Source organism: Paramylibacter ulvae, assembly GCF_014652655.1.
Classification (GTDB): domain Bacteria; phylum Pseudomonadota; class Alphaproteobacteria; order Rhodobacterales; family Rhodobacteraceae; genus Amylibacter; species Amylibacter ulvae.
Genome location: NZ_BMZF01000009.1, coordinates 97,852 through 119,020, shown reverse-complemented (window position 1 = coordinate 119,020; position 21,169 = coordinate 97,852). Strand labels below are relative to the sequence as shown.

At 49.5% G+C, this 21,169-nt stretch carries 17 protein-coding genes and 1 tRNA gene; 5 read left to right on the top strand and 13 right to left on the bottom strand.

Annotation, left to right across the window (positions count from 1 at the left end; genetic code table 11):
- Window positions 1-311: 311 nt before the first annotated feature.
- From msrQ to clpB, 4 genes are all read right to left on the bottom strand, one after another.
- Window positions 312-920 (bottom strand): protein-methionine-sulfoxide reductase heme-binding subunit MsrQ, encoded by a 609-nt coding sequence (msrQ, locus tag IE094_RS13660; protein WP_189641274.1) that lies wholly within the window; start codon window positions 918-920, stop codon window positions 312-314.
- Window positions 921-943: 23 nt separating this feature from the next.
- On the bottom strand, window positions 944-1,855 hold the full coding sequence (msrP, locus tag IE094_RS13655) for a protein-methionine-sulfoxide reductase catalytic subunit MsrP (protein ID WP_189641273.1): 912 nt from the start codon (window positions 1,853-1,855) through the stop codon (window positions 944-946).
- Window positions 1,856-1,946: 91 nt separating this feature from the next.
- On the bottom strand, window positions 1,947-3,440 hold the full coding sequence (locus IE094_RS13650; RefSeq protein ID WP_189641272.1) for an FMN-binding glutamate synthase family protein: 1,494 nt from the start codon (window positions 3,438-3,440) through the stop codon (window positions 1,947-1,949).
- A 275-nt stretch (window positions 3,441-3,715) separates the two neighbouring features.
- Window positions 3,716-6,325, bottom strand: coding sequence for an ATP-dependent chaperone ClpB (gene clpB, locus IE094_RS13645; RefSeq protein ID WP_189641271.1), 2,610 nt, complete (start codon window positions 6,323-6,325; stop codon window positions 3,716-3,718).
- A gap of 221 nt (window positions 6,326-6,546) precedes the next feature.
- Here clpB and pyrF point away from each other — a divergent pair, with 221 nt between their 5' ends.
- Both pyrF and IE094_RS13635 read left to right on the top strand, forming a co-directional pair.
- Window positions 6,547-7,242 (top strand): orotidine-5'-phosphate decarboxylase, encoded by a 696-nt coding sequence (gene pyrF, locus IE094_RS13640; RefSeq protein WP_189641270.1) that lies wholly within the window; start codon window positions 6,547-6,549, stop codon window positions 7,240-7,242.
- Between the two features lie 20 nt (window positions 7,243-7,262).
- Entirely contained in the window at window positions 7,263-8,522 is a 1,260-nt protein-coding gene (locus IE094_RS13635) for a DNA polymerase IV (protein WP_189641269.1), read from the top strand.
- Here the strand turns inward: IE094_RS13635 and IE094_RS13630 are convergent, their stop codons facing one another.
- Window positions 8,523-9,383, bottom strand: a complete 861-nt coding sequence (locus IE094_RS13630; protein ID WP_189641268.1) for an N-formylglutamate amidohydrolase — start codon at window positions 9,381-9,383, stop codon at window positions 8,523-8,525.
- A gap of 104 nt (window positions 9,384-9,487) precedes the next feature.
- Between IE094_RS13630 and IE094_RS13625 the strand changes: the two genes are divergently transcribed.
- The 3 genes from IE094_RS13625 (at window position 9,488) to IE094_RS13615 (ending at window position 10,086) form a co-directional block, all read left to right on the top strand.
- Window positions 9,488-9,562, top strand: a tRNA-Val gene (locus IE094_RS13625).
- Between the two features lie 70 nt (window positions 9,563-9,632).
- Window positions 9,633-9,758 carry a type B 50S ribosomal protein L36 gene (gene ykgO, locus IE094_RS13620; protein WP_072746485.1) on the top strand — a complete coding sequence of 42 codons (126 nt, stop codon included), beginning with the start codon at window positions 9,633-9,635 and terminating at the stop codon, window positions 9,756-9,758.
- A gap of 112 nt (window positions 9,759-9,870) precedes the next feature.
- The gene (locus IE094_RS13615) at window positions 9,871-10,086 is read left to right on the top strand and encodes a WGR domain-containing protein (RefSeq protein ID WP_229802352.1); all 216 of its coding nucleotides are present in this window, start codon (window positions 9,871-9,873) and stop codon (window positions 10,084-10,086) included.
- 6 nt (window positions 10,087-10,092) lie between these two features.
- On the opposite strand, the gene fdhF is transcribed toward IE094_RS13615, so the two are convergent.
- From fdhF to lspA, 8 genes are all read right to left on the bottom strand, one after another.
- Window positions 10,093-12,867, bottom strand: coding sequence for a formate dehydrogenase subunit alpha (fdhF, locus tag IE094_RS13610; RefSeq protein WP_189641266.1), 2,775 nt, complete (start codon window positions 12,865-12,867; stop codon window positions 10,093-10,095).
- Window positions 12,868-12,967: 100 nt separating this feature from the next.
- On the bottom strand, window positions 12,968-14,251 hold the full coding sequence (locus IE094_RS13605) for a DUF3422 family protein (RefSeq protein ID WP_189641265.1): 1,284 nt from the start codon (window positions 14,249-14,251) through the stop codon (window positions 12,968-12,970).
- A gap of 98 nt (window positions 14,252-14,349) precedes the next feature.
- Window positions 14,350-15,513, bottom strand: coding sequence for a DNA recombination protein RmuC (locus IE094_RS13600; protein WP_189641264.1), 1,164 nt, complete (start codon window positions 15,511-15,513; stop codon window positions 14,350-14,352).
- Window positions 15,510-17,360 (bottom strand): DNA mismatch repair endonuclease MutL, encoded by a 1,851-nt coding sequence (gene mutL, locus IE094_RS13595; protein ID WP_189641263.1) that lies wholly within the window; start codon window positions 17,358-17,360, stop codon window positions 15,510-15,512. Before mutL ends, IE094_RS13600 begins: the two co-directional genes overlap by 4 nt.
- Before the next feature lie 48 nt (window positions 17,361-17,408).
- Entirely contained in the window at window positions 17,409-18,722 is a 1,314-nt protein-coding gene (locus IE094_RS13590; RefSeq protein WP_189641262.1) for a M16 family metallopeptidase, read from the bottom strand.
- On the bottom strand, window positions 18,719-20,062 hold the full coding sequence (locus tag IE094_RS13585; protein WP_189641261.1) for a M16 family metallopeptidase: 1,344 nt from the start codon (window positions 20,060-20,062) through the stop codon (window positions 18,719-18,721). Before IE094_RS13585 ends, IE094_RS13590 begins: the two co-directional genes overlap by 4 nt.
- 84 nt (window positions 20,063-20,146) lie before the next feature.
- Window positions 20,147-20,680, bottom strand: coding sequence for a DUF3035 domain-containing protein (locus IE094_RS13580; protein WP_229802349.1), 534 nt, complete (start codon window positions 20,678-20,680; stop codon window positions 20,147-20,149).
- Window positions 20,681-20,701: 21 nt separating this feature from the next.
- Window positions 20,702-21,169, bottom strand: coding sequence for a signal peptidase II (gene lspA, locus IE094_RS13575; RefSeq protein ID WP_189641259.1), 468 nt, complete (start codon window positions 21,167-21,169; stop codon window positions 20,702-20,704).

The window sequence follows — 21,169 nt, the reverse complement described above, 5'->3', positions numbered from 1 at the left end:
TCCCTTCCGGTAAGGGGGCTTTTAGTGTGACCCAACAAAACCCGCAACCCCTTTTTACAAAAAATACACATCTTTTCTGAAATTTTATACAACATACTGATAATAAACAAATTTAATCGATAAATGGCGTTCGAAGCGATCGCATTTACAAAGCATAAAAGGGTGAAATAAAGCTAAAATACTGCCTATCCCCTAGCTCAACCAATGAATCACATGTGACCACCGCTTGATTCACCCCGGTTTCAGCGAATTTACGACTCGGAATCAGCGAAACACACAGATTCAAACCAACCAACGAGTCAAAATCGCGGTCAAACAGATCGCTTTCGCCAGAATCGATACCCAACAAGCAACAATCCAACGCACAAATACAGAATCGGCTCTAGCTGCCATGTCTTTTTTAGCAAAACGAAATGCAACGCAGCCAAGGGCACCACGATATAGGTTAGTTGATGTAGCTTGCGCCAAGTTATCGGACCAAGTTTGCGGATAGATCGATTGTTTGACGTGATTGCCAGCGGCACCATCGCCAGAAACGAAACCATGCCAATGATGATATAGGGGCGTTTGGTAATATCTTTCCAAATCGCGGCCCACCACCATTGCTGATCCAGCCATAAATAGGTCAGCAAATGACCCAACGCATAAAAGAATGCTAGCAGCCCAATCGCGCGACGGTATTTAATCAGGTTGATTTTGAACAGATCGCGCAAGGGTGTGATCAAGAGTGTAGCGATCAACAGTTGTAATGCCCATTCACCCAACTGATGTTCCAGCGCCTTTAACGGGTCAGCACCCAGATTATTAGAAACCGCTTGGTAAAACAGCCAAGCTCCTGGCAAAATGCCTACTATATATATAGGCCACGCTGGAACTGTTTTCACAACTTGATTCAAACGCTGCGTTTGGGTCATCGACATATCACTTCATTCCTTGCTTCGAATTAAAAATTCGTACGCAAATCCATGCCTGAATAAAGTGATGCGACTTCGTCTGCATAACCATTGAACATGAGTGTGGGAATACGCTTGGCAAACAGTCCGCCACCAATGGGGCGCTCGGATGCTTGTGACCAACGTGGGTGATCCACCTCTGGGTTCACATTGGAATAAAAACCGTATTCATTATCCGCGATCAAATTCCAAGTGGTGGGTGGTTGTTCGTCTGTCAGCGTGATTTTCACGATGCTTTTGATCGACTTAAATCCGTATTTCCACGGTACAACCAATCGTAATGGTGCGCCGTTTTGATTTGGAAGCTCTTCGCCATACATACCCGTTGCGATCATCGCGAGTGGATTCATCGCCTCGTCCAGACGGAGACCTTCTACATATGGGTATGGAAAACGGCTATTATTTTGTCCGGGCATTTCTTCGGGGCGATAAAGCGTTTCAAAGGCCACATATTTGGCACCCGATTGCGGATCAGCCTTTTTCAAAAGTTCGGACAAAGAAAAACCGATCCACGGCACAACCATTGACCATGCTTCGACACAGCGAAAACGATATATACGTTCTTCCAGTGTTACATCCTTTAGGATGTCATCCAAACCATAGGTACCCGCATTATTGACCATCCCGCCAATTTCAACTGACCAAGGATCGGTTGTGAGGGTATGTGCATTTGCAAGCGGGTCGCCCTTGCCCGTACCAAATTCGTAAAAGTTATTATATGTGGTGGCCGCGTCTCTGGGAGTGATTTCGGTATCCACAGTGTAGTCAGATTTCACTGCGTCGAGTGATTTCGCAAATCCGATCTGGGGTAATGCGGTACTAGCCAACGCGCCCGCAATAATATTGCGTCGGTTTAAAAATTCACCCTTGGGCGTTACGTCAGAATAATTCAGCTTGGTCATTTCAATGCTCCCTTTGTCACATAATGACCTAATGCGCTTGCCTGAAAAAGACAAAACAAGCGCATTCACAAAGACGTTGGAAATCTTTCAATTAGTTGCCGGGTAACACATCAGGGCGCGGATACATACGCGCCAGTGACATTGATCGCCCGTTCGCCTGAACGACGCGAATATGTTTGCGTCTGATTTGGCGCGGTTCTGTTACGCCGACCGAATGCGCGATGGTTTCCACCTCGTAGATGACACCATTTGCGTAATTCGCAACCTTTTCGGATTTCACCAACGGCACCAAACCTTTTTGGAAACGCGGATCATGTGTGGTGATCCCCGTAGGGCAGGTGTTTTTGTTACATTTCAATGCCTGAATACAGCCAAGCGAGAACATAAACCCACGCGCAGATACAACAAAATCGGCGCCCAGCCCCAATGCCCATGCCACATCAGATGGGTTTATCAACTTGCCCGAAGCAATTAATCGCACACGCTGTCGCAATCCGCGTTCATAGAGAAGATCCGATACACGCGGTAAACTTTCAGCCAATGGAGAACCGACCAGATCCATCAATGGCATCGGCGCGGCGCCCGTACCACCATCCCCACCATCCAGTGTAATAAAGTCGGGCGCATGTTCGATACCCCGCGCAACCACACGATCCAAAAACTCGGCCATGGCCGAATAATCACCCATCACGGTTTTATAGCCAACGGGTTTTCCCGTGACCTTGCGGATATGAATAATCTTGTCGATCAGTTCATCCGCATTGGCGATATCTTTGTGTCGGTTTGGTGAAATGCTGGCTTGGCCCTCTGGAATACCACGAATGGCGGCAACCTCTGCATCCACCTTGGATGCGGGCAGGATACCACCCTTGCCCGGTTTTGCCCCTTGAGCCAGTTTAATCTCAAACATGCGTACCTGTGGGTGCGCGGCGACCTCACGAAGTTTATCATCGCTCAGGTTCCCCTCGTGATCACGTACGCCATATTTTGCTGTACCAATTTGATAAACAATGTCGCAACCACCCTCAAGATGATACGGCGACAAACCACCTTCGCCGGTATTCAACCAAATGCCCGCTTTTTTCGCGCCTGCACTCAATGCCTGCACCGCTGGTTTTGATAACGCACCATAGCTCATGCCAGAAATGTTGAAAAATGACGGTGCCATAAATGGGGTCTTACAATATGGGCCAATTTCCAATGGCTCGGTTTTGGCAGCCTGTTCATCCAGCGGTGGGAAAGCGGCATTCACAAATATCGTTGTACCTGGTTGTGTCAGGCTTCGTGTTGAACCAAATGCAATGGTATTCCCCTTGGCCTTTGATGCACGCGCCACCCAATCACGCTGCGCACGATTAAATGGCATTTCTTCGCGATCCATCGCAAAGAAATATTGGCGAAAAAATTCACCCAACTCGGTGAATAAATACCGAAACCGCCCCAAAACGGGATAATTACGCCGCACCGCATCCTCGGTTTGGTTACGGTCTATGAAAAACATAATGATGGCGGCGATCACGATAAAACAGAGCGCGACAACAAACACCGTGACGATCAGTTGTAGTATATTACCAATGAAACCCATGAAACTTCCTCCGCTTCAACTTGGTTTCACATTATGATCTATTACAGCAGTAGCAAGTGCTAGTTTTTTAGGCAGCGGAATTTTGGCATCAAAAATTTGACTTGAAATAGGCATAGAGCAACGCGCCAACAATAATCATCCCAGGTATCCCCAGAATGCGCCGCGCCAGCCCAAAAAATATCATACGAAGGATCATGCCCATGCGGACTATCTAACGGCATTTTGTCGATTTACAATAGATAGCTAAATGGCGGCCAAAATGACCGCCATAGATATTAGTGTATCTTTGCATCCGATGGTTTTCGCGGTGGTTTTGACTTACCGTTCAAAATCAACCCCGTGTCATTTGCGGTTACTTTTACCGCACTGCCATCCAGCACATCACCAGACAGCAACAATTCGGCCAACTCATCCTGCAGTGCTTTTTGGATAACTCGTTTCAACGGACGTGCCCCATACACGGGATCATACCCTTGGTCGGCGAGCCACGTTTGCGCGGCATCATCAACATCAAGTGTAATTTTGCGCCCTTCCAAACGTTTGGCCAAAATCGCCAGTTGGATATCAACGATCCGGTCCATATTTTCACGGCTTAACCGATCAAACAGGACGATTTCATCCAAACGGTTTAGGAATTCAGGGCGGAAATGCGCCCGCACCGCTTCCATCACTTGGCCTTTTGCTTCTTCGGTATCTTGACCATCGGGCAAAATGCTCAACGCTTGCGATCCTAGGTTCGATGTTAAAATGATCAAGGTTTGTTTGAAATCAACGGTGCGCCCCTGACCATCGGTCAATTGCCCATCGTCCAATACCTGCAACAACACGTTGAACACATCTGGATGGGCCTTTTCGACCTCATCAAACAACAACACTTGATATGGACGACGACGCACAGCCTCGGTCAACACACCGCCTTCGTCATATCCAACATATCCAGGAGGTGCCCCGATCAGACGCGCAACCGAATGCTTTTCCATGAACTCGGACATATCAATCCGCACCATCGCGCTATCGTCATCAAACAGATATTCGGCCAATGCTTTGGTCAACTCGGTCTTACCGACACCCGTTGGCCCCAAAAACATAAATGAACCTAGCGGTCGCTTAGGATCATTCAAACCCGCACGCGCACGGCGCACAGCATTTGAAACAGCATGTACCGCATCAAATTGTCCAATCACGCGCTTGCCGATTGCGTCTTCCATTTTCAACAGCTTCTCGCGCTCGCCCTCCAGCATCTTATCAACGGGAATACCTGTCCAACGCTCGACAACCGATGCGATTTGTTCTGGGCGCACAGCCTCTTCGACCATAACATCGTCGCCGGCTTCTTCGGCCTTTGACAATTTCTTTTCCAATTCAGGAATGACGCCGTATTGCAATTCACCCATCTTGCCCAAATCACCCGCACGTTTTGCGTTTTCAAATGCCACGCGCGCGCCATCAAGCTCTTCTTTGATATCACGAGCAGAAGCCAGCTTATCACGCTCGCCTTGCCATTTTGCGGTCATTTGACTGGATTGTTCCTGCAATTCAGATACATCTTTTTGCAATTTTTTCAATCGATCCTGCGATGCCGCATCCGTTTCGGATTTCAACGCCTCCACTTCGATTTGCTTTTGCAATAACTCACGATCAATTGCATCCAATGCTTCTGGCTTGGAATCAACCTCCATACGCAACCGCGATGCGGCCTCGTCCATCAAATCAATCGCTTTGTCTGGCAAAAATCGATCGGTGATATAACGTTCGGACAAAGTCGCCGCCGCAACCAATGCGCTATCGGAAATGCGAATACCATGGTGTAGCTCGTATTTTTCCTTAATACCGCGCAAAATTGAAATGGTATCCGCAACTGTTGGCTCTTCAACCAACACAGGCTGGAAACGCCGTGCCAATGCCGCGTCTTTTTCAACATGCTTGCGATATTCATCGAGCGTAGTCGCACCAACACAGTGCAATTCACCACGCGCCAATGCAGGTTTCAACAGGTTCGATGCGTCCATCGCACCTTCTGATTTACCTGCACCAACCAGCGTGTGCATTTCGTCGATGAACAAAATGATTTCGCCCGCGGCCTCTGTGACCTCGGTTAAAATGGACTTCAATCGCTCTTCAAATTCACCACGATATTTCGCACCTGCAATCAATGCGCCCATATCCAACGCCATCAGCGTTTTGTTTTGCAAACTTTCTGGCACATCACCATTCACAATACGAAGCGCCAAACCTTCGGCAATTGCTGTTTTACCAACACCGGGTTCACCAATCAAAACGGGGTTATTTTTGGTTCGGCGTGACAATACTTGCATCGTGCGGCGAATTTCTTCGTCGCGCCCAATGATCGGATCAATCTTGCCGTCACGCGCCGCCGCGGTCAGATCACGTGCGTATTTTTTCAACGCATCATATCCATCCTCAGCACTCGCGCTATCCGCGGTGCGGCCTTTGCGAATATCATTGATCGCTGCATTTAAGCCTTGTGCATTCACACCGGCGTTTTTCAAAACCTCTTGCGCATCTGTTTTCACAATGCACAACGCCGTGAGCATCCGTTCCACAGGTACAAAGCTGTCGCCTGCCTTTTGCGCCAACTTCTGCGCCTCATCGAATACCCTATTTGTTTTGGTATCCAAATAAATGCTCGCACTATCGCCCGTAACCTTGGGTATTTTGGCAAGCTTCGCGTCAACATCTTGTAACGCGCGCTCTGGGTTGCCGCCCGATGCCTTGATCAGGTTGGCGGCTAAACCTTCGCTGTCATCCAACAGCGCTTTTAGCAAATGTTCAGGTGAAAATCGTTGATGGTTTTCGCGCATCGCAATGGTCTGAGCAGCATTAATCATGCCCCGAGACCGTTCAGTGAACTTTTCAAAGTCCATGTTCATCTCCTTTGTTAAGCACTTGCTATGAAATTTGACGCCCAATGTTAGGCACGTCAGATGCAAGCCTTCTCAAAATAAATAAGAACTCTTCGTGCAGCTCGCAAGTGTTCACTTCCAAATGTTCAAAATATCCTCGCCCAAGGCATCCAATCCTCTTCGCAAAACTTGACTTCGCCAACGGATTGCAACAAACCAGCCAAAACTTACAGGAGCCCCCGATGAACGCCGATGAACGCCTTATTGTTGCCCTTGATGTCCCAAATGTTTTGGATGGAATGAAATTGGTTGAACAACTTGGCAACAGTGTCTCTTTTTATAAAATTGGGCTTGGTATGTTGACGGGTGGCGGGCTTGCGCTTGCAAATGAATTAAAAGAAAACGGCAAACGCGTTTTTCTTGATATGAAATTCTTCGACATCGGTGCAACGGTCCAAAAGGCAGTATCAGGTATAGCACAATTTGATCTGGATTTTTTGACCGTTCACGGTGATCCACATGTGGTGCGTGCCGCCATTGCAGGGCGCGGTGATACCAATTTAAAAATCTTGGCGGTCACAATCCTTACATCCCTTGATCGCGGCGATCTTGATGATTGCCTCATTCAAACGGGCGACATTCAAAAATTGGTTGTGGAACGCGCACGCCTTGCATTACTTGCGGGTGCCGATGGTGTCATCGCCAGCCCACAAGAGGCCGCATTAATCCGCGCCCTGCCAGAAGCGAACGGAAAATTGATTGTAACCCCAGGCGTGCGCCCAACAGGTGGTGATGCGGGTGATCAAAAACGTATTGCAACACCTGCATCGGCTATTGGTGATGGTGCCGATCACATTGTGATGGGTCGCCCCATTTGGGCTGCGAAAAACCCCAAAGATGCGGCAATGGCCGTATTGGCAGAGTTGCAAAAAGTCTAAACTACGCAGATAATCGCGCCATGAAACGCCAAGCTTTGTGCCGCGATTGTCTATCCGCAATCCCCGATAAAAACCGCTGCCCCAAATGTGGGTCGCCGCGCGTAATCGCGCATGATGAATTATTTTCACTCAACATCGCGCATATGGATTGCGATGCATTTTATGCCTCGGTTGAAAAACGCGACAATCCAGAATTGCGCGACAAACCCGTCATCATTGGCGGTGGCACCCGTGGTGTTGTTTCAACCGCCTGTTATATCGCGCGGATCAAAGGCGTGCATTCCGCGATGCCAATGTTCAAGGCATTGAAAGTCTGCCCAGAAGCCGTGGTCGTGCGCCCGCGCATGGATGCATATGTCGCCGCATCCAAAGAAATTCGTGAAATGATGGATGCGCTCACGCCCGTGGTGGAACCGCTATCACTAGACGAAGCATTCATGGATCTGTCAGGAACCGAACACCTACATGGTGAACCGCCCGCATTATCAATGGCGCGTTTGATCAAACGTATGGAAACTGAATTGCAGCTGTCTGGTTCGATTGGTTTATCACATAATAAATTCTTGGCAAAATTGGCATCTGATTTGGATAAACCACGTGGGTTTTCAATCATCGGTGTAGCGGAAACGGAATCTTTGCTGGCGCCTTTACCTATTAAGAAAATTTGGGGTGTGGGCAAGGTGACCCAATCCCATCTTGAGCGCGATGGCATTCGCACCATAAGTGATCTTCGCCGTTATGAGCGCAAAGATTTGGCAAACCGTTATGGAACGCTTGGCGATCACCTTTGGCACCTGTGTCGCGGCATCGACAATCGCCACGTATCGCAACGCGCCAAGGTCAAAAGCATTTCCAAAGAAACAACATTCGATGAGGACACCGCAAGCATTGATATCTTAGACGGCCACCTATGGCGGCTGGCTGAACAAGTGTCTATGCGCGCCAAGGCCAAAGGCCAATCGGGCCATGTGGTCACGATCAAAGTAAAGCAAAGTAATTTTCAAAGCGTCACGCGCCGCATCACATTGCGCGAACCAACCCAAATGGCCGAACGCATTTATAAACACGCACGTCGCATGCTTGATGATGTTATACCCCTTGGCCCATTTCGTCTGATCGGTGTGGGTATTAGTAACCTTGATAGCGAAGAATTCGCAGATCAATTCAATGACCTCTTGGAACAGGACGACAAGGCACTGGCGGCAAAGGAACGTGCAACCGACGCAATTCGTAAAAAATTTGGCAATGATGCAATTGTTAAGGGGCGTTCGTTGCGCTGATCATTCGGCCGCAAATTTTAGCGGCGCTTGCGAAATCTTTGCCAATTCCAAAACGACCCGATCAATCCGACGCTTGATCAAATCAAACTGCTCGTTTTTGGTAACAGACGCTTCGTTCAAATAAAGAGCACGATCAATTTCCACCTGCACCGCATTGCGCCGCTGTGTTGGGCGGCCATATTCACGCAAAATATAAGCCCCCGCAAATGGCAAATTTCGCGCGACGACGAAATCCTGTCTGCGAAATGCAGCCTCCACCTGATCCGCGATTTCGGGCGCACAGGCCGAACCAAAACGATCCCCGATAATCACATCGGGGCGCGATCCACCGCGCACCGAAATATTATCAAGCGCTGTGTGGGGCATGGAATGGCAATCAATCAGCAATGATTCACCAAATGCGTCTGTGGTTTGTTTCAACAGGCCATTTAATCGCTGGTGATAGGGTTCGTAATATTTTGCGATCCTATCAAGCGCGTCATGGTTTGAAATCTTGCCCGATTGGATTGCCCGCCCTTGCGATACCACGCGTGGGATAACCCCCAAACCAGCTGCGGTTCGCGGATTGCCCTTGGTCGGTTTCACATCTTCGATAATCGCGCTATCCAATTCATCTGCACCGCGATTTAAATCAATGAACGCCCGTGGCATGACCGCCGCCATCAAAGGCGCACCTGATTCTGGCGCACTTGAAAACAGCTCATCCACAAACGCATCTTCTGAGCTTCGCAGATGATTGCGAGACAGATTCGATTTTTCAAAATACGAATCCGTATAATCCCGCCCGCTGTGTGGCGAGCTAAACACCGTTGAACTGGTCCAATTTGTCGGCAAAGACAGGGAAAATACGTAATTTGTCATGTTTCTGTCATAACCTATTCATTGTTTTCGCAAAAGCCCTTGATCAATTTTCACAACCCTTCTATAGAAGCCGCTCGTTAAGGGGTTTTCCCCTTGGTTATATCGGGCGTATAGCTCAGCGGGAGAGCACTTCGTTGACATCGAAGGGGTCACTGGTTCAATCCCAGTTACGCCCACCATCCTCGCCGAGGGTGGCCCAGTAATTCAAAGGCATCGGCATCGTCCGGCGCCACGACAAAGGAGAAGGCCATGAAGGTCAAGAACTCACTTCGCTCGCTCAAAGCGCGCCACCGCGATTGTCGTGTCGTGCGCCGCAAAGGCCGTGTTTACGTTATCAACAAAACACAGCGTCGCTTTAAGGCACGTCAGGGTTAATTGATTGCGAGATCAGTTTTAAAAAGGCCGCTCTTTGAGCGGCTTTTTTTATGCGAAAATGCTTGAGCCCCGAATCATCACTTGCTAGAATCACCCTATGCCAAGCTGCCTCTTGCATAGAATTAACCAAACACATGATTTCGCGAGCTTTTATCGCGTGGAAATCTGCGCGAATTTGTTCGAAGAATTTTCAGTCGTGCGTGAATGGGGTCGCGTTGGGCGGCATGGACGGCAAATTATCCAACTGTTTCCAGATTTGGTTAGCGCATCTAGCGCCGCAGACAAGGTGCGTGAAACCGCGATGAAACGCGGCTATCAACGCATCTAATCCACATTATTCTGCCGCAATTTGATCTGCCTTTTCCACACGTACAGCGGAAAACTTGAACTCTGGAATTTTACCGTATGGATCAAGTGCAGAATTGGTCAAAATATTCGCCGCCGCTTCGACATATGCAAATGGCAGAAATACCATATCCTCAGACACGGCGCGGTCAGCCCGTGCCATTACAGTGATCGACCCGCGCTTTGTGGTCAGCCGCACAATGCCGCCTGCATCTACGCCCAATTTGTGTAATGTGCGCGGATGAAGTGAACAGTTTGCCTCCGGTTCAACCGCATCCAAAACGCTCGCACGGCGCGTCATTGAACCTGTATGCCAATGTTCCAATTGACGACCCGTTGTCAGGATCATCGGATATTCTTCATCTGGTACATCATCGGGTGCAATAATGCTCGCTGGTGTAAATTTTCCACGACCATCGGCGCGTGGAAACCCATCGCCAAAAACAATCGCTTGCCCAGGATCGGTCGGTGAAAGGCTGGGATAGGTTACAACGTTTTCACGCTCCAACCGTTCCCATGTGATGTTGGAAAGCGATTCCATATTCAGCGCCATTTCACCAAACACTTGGGATGGGTGCGTATAATCCCAATTCAGCCCTAGCCGTTTTGCCAATTCAACCGTGATTGCCCAATCTTCACGCGCATCCCCCGGTGGATTGATCGCGGGGCGCCCCATCTGCACCTGACGGTTCGTATTTGTCACGGTCCCCGTTTTTTCCGCGAACGCAGATGCGGGTAAAACTACATCGGCGTAATTTGCCGTTTCTGTCAGAAAAATATCCTGCACCACCAAATGTTCTAGCTTGGCCAAAGCGGCGCGGGCGTGATCGACATCGGGGTCGGACATCGCGGGATTTTCGCCCAAGATATACATGGATCGAATGTCACCAGCATGGATTGCTTCGATAATTTCAACAACTGTCAGACCTTTTTCAGATGAAAAATCATCCGATTTCCAAACTTCGGTAAAGGCGGATCGCACGCCATCGTCACCAACAGGTTGGTAATCCGGCAAGAACATCGGGATCAGCCCCGCATCAGACGCACCCTGAACGTTATTTTGTCCACGCAACGGATGCAGACCCGCACCCGATTTACCAACATTGCCTGTCATAAATGCCAGTGAAATCAAACAGCGCGAATTGTCCGTGCCGTGAATATGTTGGGAAATCCCCATCCCCCAAAAAATCATCCCTGCCTTGGCACCCGCAAACACACGCGCCACATCGCGCAGGGTATCCGCATCGATGCCGCAAATCGGTGCCATTTTTTCAGGACTGAAATCGGCAAGATGCTCTTTTTGCGCTTGCCAATTTTCGGTGTGGTTTTTGATATAATCGTTATCAAACAGCTCTTCTTCGATGATCACATGCATGATTGCATTCAACATGGAAACATCCGCACCCGGGCGGAATTGCAACATATGCGACGCATGACGTTTTAATGCCTGACCGCGTGGATCCATCACGATCAGCTTGCCACCACGTTTAGCGAATTGTTTGAAATAGGTTGCCGCAACGGGGTGATTTTCGGTGGGGTTAGCACCAATCACGATCGCCACATCCGCGTTTTCAATTTCGTTAAATGTCGCCGTCACCGCGCCCGATCCGACGTTTTCCATCAACGCCGCAACGGATGAAGCGTGACACAACCGCGTACAGTGATCGACGTTGTTATGCCCAAATCCTTGGCGGATCAGCTTTTGAAATAAATAAGCCTCTTCGTTGGTGCATTTGGCAGAACCAAACCCCGCAATTGCATTGCCGCCAACGCTATCGCGCAATTTTGCCATGCCGCTTGCGGCGGCGTCTAATGCTTCATCCCATGTTGCTTCGCGAAAATGGGTGAATGGATTAGAGGGGTCAACATTCAAACCCTTTGGTGCGTTTTCCAAACGGATCAACGGTTTGGTCAGACGGTGCGCGTGATCGATGTAATCGAACCCAAACCGCCCTTTCACACACAAACGATTTTCATTGGCGGGGCCATCAATACCATCAACCCATGCAACCTTTTCATCTTTGATTTTAAGGCTGATTTGACAACCAACACCACAAAATGGGCAAACGGATTTTACCTCGCGGTCGAAATCATTGCTATCGCCGATCTGGTTTTCGTCAACTACGCTTGATGGCATCAATGCACCCGTTGGGCAGGCTTGCACACATTCACCACATGCCACACAAGATGACGCGCCCATGGGGTCATCCATATCAAAAACGATTTTGGCGTCGTGCCCGCGACCCGCCATGCCAATCACATCATTGACCTGCACTTCGCGACAGGCACGCACGCACAGGTTACATTGAATACAGGCATCCAAATTCACCTTCATCGCGACATGGCTATCATCGAGCAACGGCACTCGGTTTTTTTCAATTGCGGGAAAACGGCTCTCACTTACGCCTTGCATCGCGGCCATATCCCACAGATGCGAAGATTTATCATGTGCCTGATCTTGGGCCGGTTGATCAGCGACAAGCAATTCCATCACCAATTTGCGCGCATTTTCTGCGCGCGCGGATTCTGATTTCACCACCATGCCATCGGTTGGTGTGCGAATGCAGGATGCGGCCAATGTACGCTCGCCATCAATTTCGACCATACAGGCGCGACAGTTACCGTCCGAACGATAGCCCTTTTCACCAGAATGGCAGAGATGGGGAATTGTTGTTCCTTCCCGTTTGGCCACGGACCAAATGGTTTCATCCTTGTCTGCGGTGACTTCGCGCCCATCAAGGGTAAAGGTGATTTTGTCAGACATAACATTTCCACATTCAATTTGTTTGTCTTACTAGAACACAGAAACGCGCGATTGGTAAATAATTTACCGACATGATTGGCGCAAAACGCGCCGCTGATGTTTATTTCGAAACCACCATTAATCGGTTGCGAATGCGCCGCACTGCGATGGCCACAACGATAATCACGGGCAAGACCAACATCGCCGTGATTGTGTGTTTTTCCCAACCCAACAAATTGCTGCCAATTGGTGATAACAGATATGACATCAGGCTGACGGCATAATAGCTAATCGCGACGATGGAGAGTCCTTCTACCGTTTCTTGAAGGCGCAATTGAATATCGGCGCGTTCATCCATGCGTGCCAATACGCGCTGGTTTTGGCTGGTTTGGCGCACGCTGACACGTGTGCTTAACAAATCCGATGCTCGTGCAGATCGCAGCGATATGTCCTTAAGCCGTTCTGACGCCGCTTCGCATGTACGCATCGCAGGATCAAATCGGCGCATCATGAATTCCGAAAATGTTTGGCGGCCCAAAAACCGTTCTTCGCGCAAAACGGAAATGCGTTGGTTAACCAATGTGCTGTATGCGCGCGCCGCAGAAAAACGAAACGCGTGTTTTGAAATCAGCTCTTCGATGCGCGCAGATATCGACAGCAGTTTTTCCAGTGCCTCTTGTGAACTTCCTTGTTCATCGGACAGACCGTCCACCGCGTTGGATAATTCCGCATCCAAATCTTCCAGCTGTGCAAATACTTGTCGTGCGATGGGCAAGGTTAACATCGACATGGATTTATAGGTTTCGATTTCCAATAGCCGCTGCAAAATACGGCCCAACCGATTGCGCCCGACCTGACCAATTGGGTAAATGACAAACCGAATGTTATCCGCCGTATCAATACGAAAATCCGATGCAACCACGGCGGTTTTATCGACCACATATGAAACGGATAAACTTTCGGACACCAAATTATCTGCGAAAAATTGTTGTGCGGTTTTTTCAACATTTATGGTTGCATCGCTTGGGTGAACAACAACACTCACGGATGTGATCACCGTGGATTGCACATTGGCCAACCAATCGTTGGGAAATAATTCATATCCCGCGATGTCAAAACCGACTTTGCCCGCAATGGATTTAATGAGCGTATAGGTTACAAATTCAGTGTGCTTTTCCCATTTTAAAATCGCGCCACCCAATTCGCAAAAATGATGCGTTGCATCGCGTGGAATTGCCGTGGCACCAAATCGTTGTAACAGCTCGGACAGAAATTTGTGATGATCGCCGTCATCCATAAACGCGACATATCCCACCACACTTGGTGCATCAACTTGTGGAAATGGACGTGCGTGCAATTCATTTGCAAGTCCATAACGAAGCGCGTGATTTTTGACCATGGACATGCGAGAACACCCTTATTCTGTTCTGTGCATTTTAGGCGATCCAAACGATTTGTGGATTGTATATAGCGTCGCAGCCAAAATCAGCGCGACATCGATCATTAGCGTTGCAACTTTAATACATCCGCCGCTTTTTCCTCGGCGATTTCCTCGAAATCAAACGCATCAAGTCGCTTGGCGCGTGTACCTGCCTTGGTTGCGGATATCTTGATTTCCTGCACGTCTTTTGCCGCCTGTCCAAAGTGACGATCTAGGTTTTCAACACGCGTCCCCAGTCGATCGACATCTTTATAAAGTGCGCCCAATTCACGGCGAATTGCGCCCGCCTGTTCGCGCATCCGTGCATCCTTGAGAACTGCACGCATGGTATTCAATGTCGCCATACATGTGGTGGGGGACACGATCCAAACTCGTGCATCGAACCCCTCGCGCACAACTTCTGGGAAATTGGCGTGCAATTCTGCGTAAACAGCCTCGGATGGTAAAAACAACAATGCGCCATCCGCCGTTTCGCCATCAATGATGTAACGCTCGGATATATCTTTGATGTGTTTGCGAAGCGAGCTTCGCATAAATTGCCCCGCACGCTGGACATCCGCATCGGTCTTCGCATTGCGCAATGCTTCGTATGCCTCTAGCGGGAATTTGGAATCGATAACGATGGGGCCTGGCGGATTGGGCAGGTTGATCAAACAATCGGCGCGTTTCCCATTCGACAGCGTCGCTTGAAATTTATACGCCTCTGGCGTTAATGCCTTGGTTACAATGTCGTTCAATTGAATTTCACCAAACGCACCGCGCGTTTGTTTGTTGGACAAAATGTCTTGTAACGACAAAACGTCGCCTGACAATTTTTCAATATTTGTCTGTGCCTTGTCGATGGTTTCAAGTCGTGTATGCAGTTCGCCCAACGAACGCGCCGTACGCGTGGCGGTGCCATGCAAGCTGTCACCCATATTGCGTTGTACTTCTTCAAGGCGGCGTTCAACCGTTTCCAACATCTGCGCCTGCGCCTTGGCCTGTGCGTCGGATACATGTTGCAAACCACCGGTCAGCTGGTGTTGGTTGTCATTCAATCCACGCACGCTTTCGCCAAGCTGTCCCATTTGAAATGCCAATGGTTCCATAGCCCGTGCGGATCGCGCCGAGGCACGCAGCGCCATAAACACCATAATTAACAATGCTAAAAACAGAACCCCACCGATCAACGCAGCAATAATAATCGGTTGATTAAAATCCAAAATGATATCGCCAATCTGTATCATGTGCGCCCAAACAATCGTTCGATATCGGACAGTTTCAATTCAACATATGTCGGGCGGCCATGATTGCACTGACCCGAATGGGGTGTTACCTCCATTTCGCGCAGCAACGCGTTCATTTCTTCGCCGCGCATAATGCGCCCAGAACGAATGGAACCGTGACAGGCAACGCGTGACAATATCGCCTCGATCTTATCTTTCACGCTTTGTGTTTGGTTTAGATCGGACAACTCGTCCAAAATATCGTGCAACATTGCCTTGGCGTTCACCTCGCCCAAGATTGCGGGCGTTTCACGCACGGCCACCGCATTGCCGCCAAATTCTTCGATAACCAATGCAAACTCTGCCAACTGGGATGCTGCATCCAAAATCGTTTGGCGATCAGATTCTGACAATTCGACGATTTCTGGGATCAACAGAGCCTGCCCCGCAACACCATTTTGCGCCATCTGTTTTTTCAGCTTTTCATAAACTAAACGTTCATGCGCCGCATGTTGATCCACGATCACCATGCCATCATTAGTTTGTGCAATAATGTAATTTTCATGAACTTGTGCACGCGCCGCACCCAATGGATGATCCCCGTGAGATGTTTCATCCAACTGAACCGTATCTGTTGGCATTTCCACACGGCCAGAATACCCCGTTACAGAATCGTTAAACCCCTGTTGTTGCGCCATATGATTAACCCGCAACGCCGATTGCGACGGGCGATCCATTTGATATATCGGCGCGGTCGGGCGTTGCTCTGGACGAAACGCTCCGAGCGTTGCATCGGCCACCGTCGATGATGCGCGGTGCCCTGCCCCCGCCAACGCATGGCGCAAACCTGATACCAGCAATCCTCGTGCCACGCCTGGTTCGCGAAAACGGACCTCTGCCTTGGCAGGGTGCACGTTTACATCCACCCGTTCTGGATCGCATTCGATAAATAACGCAACGGCCGGATAACGATCGCGGCTTAGAAAATCGGAATAGGCAGCGCGCAATGCGCCAATCAAAACTTTGTCTTTGACGGGGCGCCCGTTGATAAACAGATATTGCGCCACCGCAGCACCACGCGAATAGGTTGGCAAACTTGCGTAACCTGTCAGGGTCATTCCCTCGCGTTCAGCATCAATCAGAATGGAGTTTTCAGCAAATTCTTTGCCCAAAATTGTGCGCAGGCGTGAATGCAACGCTTCGAATAAATCACCATTGCATGGGTCGGCGCGAAATACGATGCGCCCCTCGCCCCCCCCCGAAACATCGCGCAGGATAAACCCGATATGGGGTTCTGCCATCGCAAGACGTTTCACAACATCGCTGATCGCGCCCGATTCAGATCGATCCGTGCGCAAAAACTTGAGCCGCGCTGGTGTTGCATGAAACAAATCGCGCAATTCAACAACGCTGCCTTTGGCCAATGCCGCTGGTCGCACGGATTCGATATCACCACCATTCACCGCGATTTGCGCAGCACTATCCGCACCTTGTGCGCGTGACGTGATCGTCAAACGACCAACAGCACCCATGGATGGCAATGCCTCGCCGCGAAACCCAAATGTATGGATATTCAACAAATCTGACCCATCGATTTTCGATGTTGCATGGCGCGACAATGCCAGCGCCAATTGATCTTGCGCGATGCCATGCCCATCATCGGTCACGCGGATCAAGGTTTTTCCACCATCCGCATAGGCGATTTCAATACGCGTGGCCTGTGCATCAATTGCGTTTTCGACCAACTCCTTCACCGCCGAACTCGGCCGTTCCACAACCTCCCCTGCAGCGATGCGATTCGCCGCCGCTTCGTCCAACTGGCGGATTTGCGGTTGATTTGCGCTTATATTGGGATTTGCTTGGCTCATACCACTAGGGATAGCATAAACCAATGTACTCACGCCATAACAATCAGATCAATCTGTACTCGCAACGCCCTCTGGTTTGCCAACCACAACAAAACGCAATTCATCCGTTTTTAACAATCGTTTTGCCACACGCGACACGTCATCCATCGTCACCGCGTTGACCTGATCATTGCGCGTGGCAATGTAATCAATGGGCAAATCTTGCGATTGCATTCCTGCTAAAATGCCCGCGATTTGGCTGTTGCCGTCGAACCGCAATGGATATGCGCCGGTTAAATATGTTTTCGCCGCCTCCAATTCATCCGCCGTTACGCCACTATCGGCCATGCGTGCCCACTCAACGCGAATAACATCCAATGCTTCTTTGATGCGCCCGTTGGCCGATGCGACAGACCCGCCAATGTAATCACCAAATTCTCCAGACGCGATATAGGAATAAACACCATAGGTAAGGCCACGTTTTTCACGCACCTCTTCCGTCAGGCGTGAAGTAAATCCGCCGCCACCCAAGATGCGGTTCATTACATAGGCTGCGAAAAAATCGGGATCATGGCGATCAAGTCCCGCTTGCGCCCATAATGCCTGTGCTTGTGGTGTATCGAATTCAACAACCGTTGTACCACCCGTTGCGCCAAACGGTGTTTTGGTTGGCATCGGCGCACCAGTCGCGGGTAAATCTCCCAACAATATATCCAACATCGGGCCAAGTTCTTCGGCGGTGACGTCACCAACAACACCGATAAAGATACGATCAAGCGCCATAGCGTTTTGATGCGCAACACGCATATCATCAGGTGTTAAGGTTTGAACCGTTTCAATGGTGCCCTCTTTACCACGTGCATAAGGGTGATTTGGGAATGACAATTCGCGCATCGCTTTGCCCGCAATGGCATCAGGGTCGGTTTCATCTGATGCAAGCCCAGATAAAATTTGTCCCTTTACGCGATCAACGGCTACCTTGTTAAATGCGGGCTTTGTGATCGCTTGTTTTAACAAATCCAATGCTTCTGCTGCATTTGATTTCAAAACTTCTGCGGTGATGGAAACCGAATCGCGGCTCGCACTAAACCCAAATCGTGCGGCCATACTTTCAGATGCACGCAAGAATGCAGCTGCGTCCATGTCGCCTGTACCCTCTTCCAATGTTGCGGCCATCAGGTATGTCGCACCGCTTTTCTCATCATTATCCAAACTGGCACCACCGCGAAACGCGATGTCGAATGCGATCATGGGAATAGACGGCTCAGACACCAACCACGCCTTGATACCATTTGGCGAGGTGACTTCTTGGATTTTCACCTCTGCAAAACTTGGAATTGCCGTGATGAAAAATACGATGCAACTTATAAAAACACGGATCATTTTGCGGATTCCTTATCTGCCACCAACCATCCTGTTACGGATGCTTTGTCGTTCAACACATTGCGGGCGGCATTCATGATATCGTCAGGGGTGACCGCTTGAAGTGCATCCGACCAACCTTGTACATCTTCGATTGTTAAGCCTGCGGTCAATGCCTCGCCGTATCGGCGGGCAAGCCCACTTTGATCATCAAGCGCATAAATTTCAGAGGCGGCAATTTGCGTTTTCAAACGGGCCAAATGGTCGGTATCCACTCCCTCTTCTAAGAAAGCAGCAATAGTTGCGTCTAGCTCTGACTCCAGTTCGGTCAAGCCAACCCCAGGCGCGGGCACGGCGTAGATCCCGAGCGAAGTTGGATCATATGAAACGCCATCGTAAAATGCTGCTTGGTTGATCGAAATCTTTTTGTCCAACTGCATGCGCTGCCCCATAAACGAAGTCACACCTGAACCGCCAAACAGTTCCACAAACAGGGTCAGTGCCGCCGCCTCTTTTTGATCGCCAGCCTTACGGTTTGTCGCAGCATAGTTACGAATGACATATGGTTGGCGCACACGCGGATCTTCAAACACGGTGCGTACAGCGGCGCGATGGGGTGGTTCTGCGGGGCGAACGCGTTCGGGAATCGTTGTTGATGGTGTCAATGCGCCATAATAATTCTGGGCTAATTCCTTAACCTCGTCAGGTTCTACATCGCCTGCAACAATCAAAATTGCATTGTTTGGCGCATAATAGGTTTTGTAAAATGCTAGCGCGTCCTCGCGGCTTAGCTGTTGCATTTCATGCATCCAGCCAATCACAGGAATGCCGTATGGGTGATTGTCATACATCAACGCCGTGCGGTGTTCGCTAAACAACGCGCTTGGGTTGCTTTCGGTGCGCGAATTGCGTTCTTCGATAATTACATCGCGTTCGGGCAACACTTCTTCTTGGGTCAATTTCAACCCCTGCATACGATCCGATTCGAGTTCCATCATCAATGGCAATCGATCCGCCGCGATACGTTGGAAGTATCCTGTATAATCCTGATTGGTGAATGCATTTTCCGAACCACCATTGGCAGCAACAATCTGTGAAAATTCACCCGCTTCCATTTTATCCGTTCCCTTGAACAACAAATGTTCCAAGAAATGTGCAATGCCCGATTTTCCGGGCGCTTCGTCTGCGGCGCCTACCTTGTACCAGACCATATGTGTCACAACAGGTGCGCGGTGGTCTTCGATCACCACCCCTTGCATACCGTTGTCCAACATAAACGTGGTGACATTTTCATTGTCTGCCATGGCAAAAGTGGGAATTATCAATGTCGTCACAACGACGAAAAGGCGACGAATGAACATATTTGCTCCGAAGGTTATTTCACGCCAAACGTATTGCACCACCTGAATGATGCAAGCCCAACTTACGCGAATGTGAGAATAATTTTATTCGGCGGGTGGTGCCGTTGGTGTGCGTACGCCCAAACGGCGCAAACGTATCAATTCACGATCTGCGTCTAACTCAAATTTAGTATAGGCTCGGATTGTGCTGCTGTACCCAGCGAGGCGTTCCAAAACGCGCGGCGGATTGTCTTTGCGCTGTTTCAAATCTTCGGTCGCAAGGGTTGATCGGATGGATGGATCAACACCGTACCGCTGAGCGCTGCGCAATAATGTCTGTTCGCTGGAACGGATCAGATTTCCGTCTAATGCGGCGCCATTCCCACCAAGTGCGGCAACCGCATCTTTGTTTGGTTCTTGATCAACACGGCTGAGCGCGCCGGGACGTGGCTCTGGCAATGCGTTCAAATCATCGGGCATGGTTAAAGGTTTAGTTGGCACCACGGCAAATTCATCTGGGCCTTTACTGCTTTTGCCAGCGCCACTACATGCCGCCAAAGAAAACACAGCAATGCCTGCCAATATAACCGCTGATTTCGCCATCATTATCAAACCTAAATTACCTGTTCGCAGCATCATTAACGCATTTCAAATCAAAGGTCACGCCCGTTTGGGCAACCGTTCGCCAAAGATTATTAATCCAATGGCACCGGCGAAAACCCAGATGTCTGCCACATTGAATGAATATGGATTGTAAAACCCACAACATGACATGTTTAAAAAATCGGCAACGGCGCCGTGCAAAACACGATCAAGCGCATTACCCATTGCACCGCCCACGATCAATCCAACCAATGCCGCCGCCAACCATCCCGTAAATTGACGCGCCCAAATCAATATACCGATGCTGATGCCCATCGCCAGAATGATCAAAAACCATCTTGCCGACAGACCAGACATCAATCCAAAATTAATGCCCTCATTCCAGCCCATGCGAAAATTCAACACGGGCGGCAACACATCAATCGCGCGCTGATTGATCAAATCCAGATGCCAAACGACGTACCATTTGGTAAATTGATCAATCAAAAACGTGATTGCAGCGATGATAAGGGCGCGTGGTATCAT